Raw genomic sequence first — 8,437 nt, 5'->3', positions numbered from 1 at the left:
CGGTTGCGCGCGGACTTCTGGATCGCTTCTTCCATCGCCTCGATGACGATGGACTTGTCGATCATCTTCTCGGTCGCGACAGAGTTCGCGATCGCGAGCAGCTCGGCGCGGTTGGCGGAAATCGCACTGGCCATGGCTTAGTCTTCCTGTTCCTCAACTAGGTCGTCCACGCCGCTGACATCCAGCGGCCGGGAAGCGGCAATCAGCTTATCGGTGAGGATAAGCTTGGCATTGGCGACGAGGCTGAATGGTACTTCGTATACCACGCCATCGTCGTTGATCGAAATCATCTCTTGGTCAGCATCGAAGCCGACCAGATCACCCCGGAAGCGCTTGCGATTGTCGAGCAGCTCGGCAAGCTCGATCCGCGCCTCGTGACCGGTCCACGCGGCGAAGTCCTTTGCGCGGGTCAGCGGGCGGTCGATCCCCGGCGAGCTGACCTCGAGCCGATAGGCTTCCGCGATCAGCACTTCGCCTGCTTCCTCAAGCGCGTCGATGCGGTCGGAAATGCGGTGCGAGAGCGCGGCGCAGTCCTCGATCACCAGCTGCCCGGTCTCGGGCCGCTCGGCCATGATCTGGAGCGTGTGCTCCTCGTCGCCGATCTCGCCGCCATTGAAATAGCGCACGCGCACGAGATCGAAGCCGAGGCTGGCAGCCTCTTCTCCGGCGATCTCGGTAATCCGTGCGATATCGTTCATGCGTGCTCCAAGGGGCCAACGCAGCAAAGGCAGCGGGTTTGGTGCCGGCCCCGTTTGGCGCCAGCCCAGACTTTGCCTTCACAATGTCGGGATGCACTCCCCCTAGGCGTACGCCCCGAAAAAGGCAAGTGCCAAGATTGCGCGGCAAACGTCTCCTGAAACTCGGTGGAATTTCCCACATTTTGGGACCGCAATGAGTTGAACCAGTTAGCCAGAAAGCGACAAACCGCGCATTTCCGCCATTTCTCGCACTTGGCACGCCCCGTGCAATGCTCTTGGCATACGCCGGACGGACTGGACGGCGCCACACTCGAACCACAGAAGGGAACCATACCATGACCACCATCCGCAACTTCACCGCCCCGATCTTCAGCGCTGCTGCTGCAATCGCCCTTACCTTCGCCATGGTCGGCGCCGCGGTCACCAGCCCGGTCCAGAGCCCGCTGAACACCACCTCGAACTCGGTGTACTCGGCATGAGCGACCTGCGCTTCGAGGACAACGCTGTCCGCTCGCCCGCCCCTCGGGGCTTCCGTCTCAACAAGCAGCGCGGCAAGATCATGGGCGTCAGCGCCGGAATCGCCGACTACTTCGGCCTCGATGTCACGCTGGTGCGCGTGGCCTGGGTGATCGGCACGCTGGTCGGCTTCGGCTCGCTGATCCTGATCTACCTCGCCATCGGCCTGATCGCCGATTGAGCCTGGATCCTCCCCATTTTCACGAAGTGCAAATGGGGAGGACCAGCAAGGTCACACCGGCGGCGGCACCAGCCCGATCAGGCGCAGCACGACCGCCTGCGCCAGCATGACCACCAGCCAGTAGCCGCCATCGACCAGCATGGCCCGCGCCGCCAGCCCGCGCATGCGGTACGAGGCGGCAAGGCTCGGCACGACAAAGCCCAGCCAGATCACCACCGCGCTGCCGATCGTCATCGTCCAGACGCTGCCCTTGGGCGGCGCAAGGATCAGCGCGCCAGCGAGGATCGCGCAGAGCCAGGCCTCGGCCAGAAACGCCAAGGCCAGGCTTACCGTCCAGCCGCGCGCGCGGATCAGGCGGCGGTCGATGATGGCCTGAAACAGCGTCCCCACGATCAGCCCCGCCAAAGTCGCGGCCAGAATCGCCCCGCCATTGAGGACGATGTAGATCATCAGGCCTGCTCGGTGCTCGCAAAGGGCGAGAAGTCGATGTCGGTATCGTAGACGTCGACGCCTTCCTGCCGCTTGAGGAAGCCGACCACGACATAGGTTACCGGCGTGAGCATGACTTCCCATGATGTCTTGATAACCCACTGGGTAATGGCAAGGGTCACCACGGCCTGCGTGGTCCAGCCCGCCGCACCGAGGAAAGCGAGCGGGTAGAACAGCGCAGAATCAACACCCTGACCGAACACGGTCGAACCGACTGTGCGGGTCCACAGATGCTTGCCAGCCGTAACAACCTTCATCCTCGACAACACGAAGGAGTTGACGAACTCGCCGGCCCAGAAGGCGACCACCGATGCGAAAACGATGCGCGGCGTCTGACCGAACACGGATTGGTACGCGGCTTGATTCGGCGCGGTCACTTTCTGACCGAGAACGGTGTAAGTATCCGAAGCCAGAGCCCATTGCGGGGTCGGCGGAATGGCCACAACGACCAGCGCCATGAAGACCATGAACAGTAGCGCGAAGAAGCCCACCCAGATGCAGCGCCTTGCGTTTGCGTAGCCGTAAACCTCGGTCAGCACGTCACCGAGGATGTAGGACACCGGAAAAAACAACACACCTGCGCCGAATTGCACCGTTCCAAACACGGGAACGTCGATCTGCGCCTGTTTGGCCGCGCCGATCAGGTTCGAGAGCAGCAGGATCGCGACAAAGGCCGCCATCATGTAGTCAAAATAGCGAAAATGGCGGCGCGCCCCGGCGCTGCCTTCGATGCGGGGAATATGCGGGCTGGTCATGGCCTTGCTTGCTATCGCGATTTGCACCCATCGCAAAGCGGCCTTATGAGGCACCGGGCACGCGCCCTTAGCTCAGCTGGATAGAGCACCGGCCTTCTAAGCCGGTGGCCGCAGGTTCGAATCCTGCAGGGCGCGCCATTTCTCCGCGATGATGCAAGGCTGGTGGTGCGCCCGGCGGGATTCGAACCCACGGCCCCCAGATTAGGAAAAATGTGCAATGGAGCATTGCGGAATGCTGCGCACTCTCAAAGGCTAGGCTTTCCGGCGTTTCTTGTCCGAGCTTGTGCATAGCGTTCCGCAAGTATTTGCCCCAAGACGTTACCTAAGGTAACGTGGCGTTACCTGCTCCGGGGGTGGCGATGGCGACGAAATTGACCGATTCCAAGATCCGCGCGCTCAAGGCGCCCGAGGTCGGGCAAATCGAACATGCCGACGCGGACGTTCCGGGCCTGAGGGTTCGGATCGGTGTCAGCGGGGCAAAGACATTCATCCTGCGGCGGCGGTGGGCAGGCAAAGTCCGGAACATCACAGTGGGGCGATACGGGCCTCGCTTTGGCCTTGCCGACGCACGGCGCAAGGCGCGCGCTCTGCTGAGCGACTTAGAATCCGATAAGCCCCCGCCAGCACCCAAGGGCCGCAGTGTCGGCGCTGCGGAAACTATCCGTGGCATGCTGCCGGCCTACCTCGCCGCGAAAGCGCACTTGCGCTCGATCGCGGACACGAAACGCATTCTTGAGCAAAACGTCTTGCCCGAGCTGGGCGATCGGCTCGCCGATACCGTAACGCGCGGGGACGTCACCAAGCTGATTGACGCGATCGCGCAGCGTTCCCCTTCCCGCGCTCGCGCCACCTTGGCGCAGTTGTCCGCTTTCTACACCTGGGCGCTTCCGGGCCTCGACCGCATGCTTGCCAATCCCTGCCGGGACGCGCGACGCCCCGACAAGTTGCCGGCGCGCGGGCGGGTGCTGACGGCTGACGAGCTGGTCGGCCTCTGGAAAGTCGCGGAGGCGGAGCCCTTGCCGTGGGGCGCTGCGCTCAAGTTGCTGATCCTGACAGGGCAGCGGCGCAATGAGGTTTTCTGGGCGGAGTGGTCGGAGTTCGATCTAGAGGACGGCGAATGGACGGTCCCGCCAGACAGGGCGAAAAATGCCGTTGCCAATGTCGTCCCGCTCTCGCCGGCCGCGCTCGCCGTGGTGCAGGCAATCCCCAAGACGGCCGGAAGCGAGAAGCTCTTTCCTTCGCGGCGGGATGGCGAGCGCGGCGCGAGCGGGTTTTCGAAGGCGCAGGCGCGGTTCCGCAAGGCGCTGGATAGGGTGCTCGGCCGCAAGGCTGGTGAGCACTGGCAGATGCACGATATTCGCCGAACAGTGGCAACCGGCCTGCAGCGCCTTGGGGTGCGGTTCGAGGTTACGGAAGCGGTCCTGAACCATGTCAGCGGCGCGCGCAGCGGCGTGGCCGGGGTCTATCAGCGGCATGACTGGAAGGTCGAAAAGCGCGAGGCCTTGGAGCGCTGGGCCGATTTCGTGGCGGCGGAGTTGGCGAAGGGCGCGCAGCATGACTGATGGCCGCCATCATGAGGACGCCTTCGAGGTTCTGCATGAAGGATGGCCGCCCGAGATCGTCGAGGCCTATTGGGGTGCATTCCACGGGCTGCTGGATGGTGATCTGCGGCCGATGGCTGAATACCTTCGCGCGGGCTTTGAGGTCGATCGAAATATGGCGGTCCTGTTGGCCGGGGCATTCAATGGAGATGCTCCCGTTAAGCTTGTAGCAGAAAAGGTCGGGCAGGACCGTCGACCCCATAGTATTGTGCTTGCCAGTTATCAGGAAGATTTGAGGATCGGCAGCGCTGTTTATCGAATGGCGATATGGCCGGGTAAGACGAAATGGGAATCAGCGGTCCGGGAAGTCGCAGCGTCACACGGAGTTGGCAGAACAAGAGCGGCAAGAGCCTACTCGCTGGTCAAAGCTCATCTGGCCGGAGACTACAGCGGCGCGCCGATCGCCGACATGGTGACCTTAGAACAAGAGCTTCCTGGAGAATGGGCGCGCCTGAGGGCAAAGAAAGTGGGCAAAACTTGAGGGGTTAGCCTTAGCCCCCGAACCGCTATATTGATGCACAGCCGTATCACGCCGCTATCTACCAAGGCCGTCCATAATGGAGTGACGGCAAATGGCAGAGACCCTATTGCGGCTGCAAGCGGTGATGGACCGCGTTGGCCTCAAGCGTTCGAAAATCTACGCGCTGATCGGCGAGGACAAATTTCCCGCGCCAGTCAAGATCGATGGCGCGGCGCGCTGGCCTGAAAGCAAGGTCGAGGCCTGGGTGGCCGAGCGCATTGCCGAAAGCGAAGACGCAAGGGCCGCGTGATGCTCGCGGGCCTCACAATCCTGCAGGGTTCGAACAGTTGTCCAGCTACGGCGCTTGCCATGGGGTGCAGCGCGCTGGGCTGCGCGACCGCTGTCTGCGTCGCGGAAGGGCTCGGCAACCAATGTGACTTGTGCGTTCGGAGCGGGAGCTTTCCGGCGCCGGCGTGGTGGAGCGCGGCGCGCTCGGCGATTGTCGAGATTGGCAAGCCAAGCGTCCAGGTGGTGCCGATCGCGGTCGACGGTCTGCGATGGGGCGTTGTCGCACTGATCGAGGCGGCATTCGTCGACGGGCGATTCCCAGTAATCGGCGTGACCGATGCCGATCGGGCGATTGACTTGGCGATAGCGCGCGGCGCGCAGTTGCGGCCGCGCGGGAAAGTTCAACGGATGGAGCGCGACCGATGGCAGGTGGACGGTCTGCCAATCCTCTGCGGTGCGGTGATCGGCCATGCCAAGCGATGGAAGGCGGGGACATGATGAAGAAGATCGAGCTGGGCGCCGGCGTTCTGCTGTTCATCCCGACCACGAAAGGCGAGCAGCTCGCCTTTCAGTTCGGACAATCGGGCGGGGTGGAGTTGCTTGCCTCGAAACCGGATCGGGCGGCAAAGCCAAGCGCGCGGCGCGGTCTGGAACGTGGTCCCAAAAATGGGGGCAAAGTCGCGGCCTGTGTTCAGGGCGGTGGCTTCGATTCCTGGTTGCAGCAAGCGGCGGTGCGGGATCCGCTTGCGCCGCCGGTGCCATCTCGCGCGCTCTATCGATCGTACGTCGAGCACGCGAAGGCCAATGCCATCCCGGTCTGCTGCGAGCTGAGCCTGACCAAGTTCGGCACACTGCTGACAGCTAAGGGCTTTTTGAAGGTCCGGGGCAAAGACAGACGGGTTCAACGGCAAGGGCTTCGCCTGGTGCGGGGCATGGAGGCCGATGGCTTCGACGCCTATGGTGAGCCGTCGCCTGCATACACGTGCACGCGGGCCAAGGCGCGGCGCAGGGCTTCAAGCCGTGCCGCCGATTGACTGGCGATCATCGTTGGCGGCAGGGGCCGCGCTGCAATGGCGCAGCCAGCCTCGCGCGCACCGCGCTTGCCCTTGCTTCGCCGGACGGTTCACGGTTCGACAACTGTTCGAAGACTGTGCAGGGCTGGCGAAGCGGGGCGCGCGCTGCGGTTTCGGTGGGGATCAATTGCAGCCCGGAGGGCCGTCTCGAACGGTTTTCAGTGTTCGCCCGAACGGTTGGCACCAAACTATTCGGGACCGCAGAAATCCGCCAATCTCGAACAGTTCTGACAGTTATATTCTGTATTCATATCTCTCGCGCACGCGCTCGCGCACGAGAGATGCTAATTCCATCGGGAATCCGTTCGACCGTTCGGCGAAGGCCAGCGCGGCGATCGAGGCCGACGATCTGGCGATTAGGCGCGATGCCGCGGCAGCGTGGCGAGCTGGGTGCCGGTGCTGCGATGCCGCGCCAGCGTCGCGAGAGCGCCGCCGGTGCTGCGATGCCGCGCCAGCGTCGGGAGCGACGCGCCAATGCCTGGCGTCTCGATTTTGCCAACTTGGTTCATTTTCAGGGCCCGGGGGGTGGTCAAAAGTCTGCGAAGCCTTGGGCCCGTTGACCACATTCCACCCCACGCAAAGATTTTTTTCTCGGGTGCGAGAGTTTCAGAGCATTGTCGGTATCGGCCATAAGTGTTTGATTATCCGTACAAATGTGCGCGTGTGCGTATGTGTTCGCGGTGTGGGCGTATTGGGCGCGAAAGTGCTCAATCTGGTTAATTTAATTCCGTGAGCGGCGGCCTCGACCTTTTCGGCGAGCCGGTCGCTTTGGGCCGGGGTGGCAGCCGTCGACGCCACGTTCCCACGGCTGCGCAGCGCGCGCGGGTGAAGGCGATGCTTGCCGAGGGTCAGAAGCAACCGGCCATTGCTGCCGCGCTGGGTATGAGCCTGGAGACCCTGTACGCGCTGTATCGGGACGAGATGGCGGGCTGGTGCAAGCGCGGTCGACCGCGTCATGTGCCAACGCCTGAGACACGGCAGCGCGTCCAAGTGCTGCGCGAGAGCGGCGCAACGCTGCTGTCGATCGCGGCGGCGCTCAACGTCAGCGAGCCGACCTTGGTGCTGCACTACGGCGGGCAACTTGGCTGCAGGCGCCGGCGTCAAATTCAATCAATGGAGGACGGACAATGAACACTGCGAATGTCGCGGGCGAGGATGCAACGCCCGATCCCGTGGCGGAGCGCGCCGCGCGCGCTGCGAAGCGAAATCAGGAGACGCTGCGGCGCCTCGAGGTCGGGCAGTTCTTTCGCCTTGGCGCGAAGGCGGCGAATTCCGGGGCTGGTCGCGAGGCGCGATTGGCAAGCGCGCTTGCGCTGCTGCCGATCGAGGATAGCGACCTGGTGCTTGCGACACTGGACGAGATCGCCTCGCCCATGACGGCGCGGGAGCTGGAAAAGGCTCTCATGCTTACGAAGCTCAACTGCACGCAACGCAAAGCGCTGGTATCGGCGCTCCGGGGTGCCGACATTCTGATGGTGCGGCAGTCATGAGCGGCGAGATTCCTTCTGAGCTGGGCCAGGCGCATAAGGTCCGCCGCATCATCCGGGAGGCTGGCGACAAGATGGTCGCGGCCGGCGCGCTGCCGGTCGATGTGGGCTTCGGCACGTTCTGCGCAGCACTCGATGCCGCAGAGCAGTTTGCGGGCGAAGGTATGGCCGCAATCGAATGGCTGCGATCGGCCTGCGATGTGATGGAACACTCGCTGTTGAACGGCGCGCCTCGCGTGCCGGAATGATGCGGCCGCGGGGCATTGTATCGGCCCAAGCCATGGGGAGGCCACGGCGCTGCGCGGCTGAGGCCGAAATGGTGGCGGCTGCGCTGGCAAGCCTTCCTGCCGATCTATCGCTACGCGGCAGGGTTCGCGTGCTCGCGCAGAGGGTGGTTGATGAATTGCTCGCCGATCATGCAGAGGCCGATCCGTTCGATCGGACGCTGCGCGCTGCGCGGCTTGCCCTGGGGAAAGAGCCGGTGCTGATGCTGGCGACTAATCCCGATATCAATCTGGCGGGGGAGTTGCTGAAAGAGCGCTTGCAGCGTTTCACGGCTCGGGGCTGTAAGCAGCTTCCCGATGCAGCTTGGCAAGCTGAGACGCGGGCGATTGCGAAAGTCCTTCGCGCGCGGTTCGCCGAAAGATTTCGTCGATCACAGAAAATGGGCGCAAACTAGTTATTCGCCCAATCGGATAGGGCACTCAGGGCCAGCAAATCAGAAAGGCTGGTCTTATGAATTCCATCAATCGTTACCGGGGCGTCGCCGCTGTACGCGCGGATCATTCTCCGAATGCTCAAATCGGCGAAGTGCTTGAGAACACCGGGAATAAAAGGGGCCACGGATCGGCCGGTAGCACCGGATTAAAAATGGGCCAGTCCTGCTAGA

The 8,437-nt window shown here is 63.1% G+C and carries 16 protein-coding genes and 1 tRNA gene; 12 read left to right on the top strand and 5 right to left on the bottom strand.

What is annotated here, in order from left to right:
- The coding region (locus tag K5Q19_RS04605) for a NusA N-terminal domain-containing protein (RefSeq protein ID WP_292941675.1) at nucleotides 1-134 on the bottom strand (134 nt) is incomplete at its 3' end.
- Between the two features lie 3 nt (nucleotides 135-137).
- Nucleotides 138-698 (bottom strand): ribosome maturation protein RimP, encoded by a 561-nt coding sequence (gene rimP, locus K5Q19_RS04600; RefSeq protein ID WP_292941672.1) that lies wholly within the window; start codon nucleotides 696-698, stop codon nucleotides 138-140.
- 335 nt (nucleotides 699-1,033) lie between these two features.
- Here rimP and K5Q19_RS04595 point away from each other — a divergent pair, with 335 nt between their 5' ends.
- Nucleotides 1,034-1,177 carry a hypothetical protein gene (locus K5Q19_RS04595; RefSeq protein WP_292941670.1) on the top strand — a complete coding sequence of 48 codons (144 nt, stop codon included), beginning with the start codon at nucleotides 1,034-1,036 and terminating at the stop codon, nucleotides 1,175-1,177.
- Nucleotides 1,174-1,395 carry a PspC domain-containing protein gene (locus tag K5Q19_RS04590; RefSeq protein ID WP_292941668.1) on the top strand — a complete coding sequence of 74 codons (222 nt, stop codon included), beginning with the start codon at nucleotides 1,174-1,176 and terminating at the stop codon, nucleotides 1,393-1,395. The genes K5Q19_RS04595 and K5Q19_RS04590 overlap by 4 nt, the downstream gene beginning before the upstream one ends.
- Nucleotides 1,396-1,446: 51 nt before the next feature.
- On the opposite strand, the gene K5Q19_RS04585 is transcribed toward K5Q19_RS04590, so the two are convergent.
- Both K5Q19_RS04585 and K5Q19_RS04580 read right to left on the bottom strand, forming a co-directional pair.
- Nucleotides 1,447-1,845, bottom strand: coding sequence for a hypothetical protein (locus tag K5Q19_RS04585; RefSeq protein ID WP_292941666.1), 399 nt, complete (start codon nucleotides 1,843-1,845; stop codon nucleotides 1,447-1,449).
- Entirely contained in the window at nucleotides 1,845-2,639 is a 795-nt protein-coding gene (locus tag K5Q19_RS04580) for a queuosine precursor transporter (protein WP_292941664.1), read from the bottom strand. Before K5Q19_RS04580 ends, K5Q19_RS04585 begins: the two co-directional genes overlap by 1 nt.
- 61 nt (nucleotides 2,640-2,700) lie before the next feature.
- Between K5Q19_RS04580 and K5Q19_RS04575 the strand changes: the two genes are divergently transcribed.
- The 6 genes from K5Q19_RS04575 to K5Q19_RS04550 all read left to right on the top strand — a co-directional run bounded on the left by K5Q19_RS04575 (nucleotide 2,701) and on the right by K5Q19_RS04550 (nucleotide 6,022).
- A tRNA-Arg gene (locus K5Q19_RS04575) sits at nucleotides 2,701-2,777 on the top strand.
- A gap of 221 nt (nucleotides 2,778-2,998) precedes the next feature.
- A complete protein-coding gene (locus tag K5Q19_RS04570) occupies nucleotides 2,999-4,201 on the top strand; it encodes a site-specific integrase (protein ID WP_292941674.1) in 1,203 nt (400 codons plus the stop codon).
- Nucleotides 4,194-4,721, top strand: coding sequence for a hypothetical protein (locus K5Q19_RS04565; protein ID WP_292941662.1), 528 nt, complete (start codon nucleotides 4,194-4,196; stop codon nucleotides 4,719-4,721). The genes K5Q19_RS04570 and K5Q19_RS04565 overlap by 8 nt, the downstream gene beginning before the upstream one ends.
- 91 nt (nucleotides 4,722-4,812) lie before the next feature.
- The gene (locus tag K5Q19_RS04560; RefSeq protein WP_292941660.1) at nucleotides 4,813-5,010 is read left to right on the top strand and encodes an AlpA family phage regulatory protein; all 198 of its coding nucleotides are present in this window, start codon (nucleotides 4,813-4,815) and stop codon (nucleotides 5,008-5,010) included.
- Nucleotides 5,010-5,486, top strand: a complete 477-nt coding sequence (locus tag K5Q19_RS04555; protein WP_292941658.1) for a hypothetical protein — start codon at nucleotides 5,010-5,012, stop codon at nucleotides 5,484-5,486. Before K5Q19_RS04560 ends, K5Q19_RS04555 begins: the two co-directional genes overlap by 1 nt.
- The gene (locus K5Q19_RS04550) at nucleotides 5,483-6,022 is read left to right on the top strand and encodes a hypothetical protein (RefSeq protein WP_292941656.1); all 540 of its coding nucleotides are present in this window, start codon (nucleotides 5,483-5,485) and stop codon (nucleotides 6,020-6,022) included. Before K5Q19_RS04555 ends, K5Q19_RS04550 begins: the two co-directional genes overlap by 4 nt.
- Before the next feature lie 395 nt (nucleotides 6,023-6,417).
- On the opposite strand, the gene K5Q19_RS04545 is transcribed toward K5Q19_RS04550, so the two are convergent.
- On the bottom strand, nucleotides 6,418-6,570 hold the full coding sequence (locus K5Q19_RS04545) for a hypothetical protein (protein ID WP_292941654.1): 153 nt from the start codon (nucleotides 6,568-6,570) through the stop codon (nucleotides 6,418-6,420).
- A 220-nt stretch (nucleotides 6,571-6,790) separates the two neighbouring features.
- Here K5Q19_RS04545 and K5Q19_RS04540 point away from each other — a divergent pair, with 220 nt between their 5' ends.
- The 4 genes from K5Q19_RS04540 to K5Q19_RS04525 all read left to right on the top strand — a co-directional run bounded on the left by K5Q19_RS04540 (nucleotide 6,791) and on the right by K5Q19_RS04525 (nucleotide 8,227).
- Nucleotides 6,791-7,192 (top strand): helix-turn-helix domain-containing protein, encoded by a 402-nt coding sequence (locus K5Q19_RS04540; protein ID WP_292941652.1) that lies wholly within the window; start codon nucleotides 6,791-6,793, stop codon nucleotides 7,190-7,192.
- Nucleotides 7,189-7,551, top strand: a complete 363-nt coding sequence (locus K5Q19_RS04535) for a hypothetical protein (protein WP_292941650.1) — start codon at nucleotides 7,189-7,191, stop codon at nucleotides 7,549-7,551. The genes K5Q19_RS04540 and K5Q19_RS04535 overlap by 4 nt, the downstream gene beginning before the upstream one ends.
- Entirely contained in the window at nucleotides 7,548-7,796 is a 249-nt protein-coding gene (locus K5Q19_RS04530; RefSeq protein WP_292941648.1) for a hypothetical protein, read from the top strand. The genes K5Q19_RS04535 and K5Q19_RS04530 overlap by 4 nt, the downstream gene beginning before the upstream one ends.
- A 68-nt stretch (nucleotides 7,797-7,864) precedes the next feature.
- The gene (locus tag K5Q19_RS04525; RefSeq protein ID WP_292941646.1) at nucleotides 7,865-8,227 is read left to right on the top strand and encodes a hypothetical protein; all 363 of its coding nucleotides are present in this window, start codon (nucleotides 7,865-7,867) and stop codon (nucleotides 8,225-8,227) included.
- Nucleotides 8,228-8,437 lie beyond the last annotated feature (210 nt).

Source organism: Novosphingobium sp. (assembly GCF_019748365.1).
Taxonomy (GTDB): Bacteria; Pseudomonadota; Alphaproteobacteria; order Sphingomonadales; family Sphingomonadaceae; genus Novosphingobium.
Note: the sequence above shows the minus strand (reverse complement) of the source record. Positions and strands in the feature narration are given on the sequence as shown.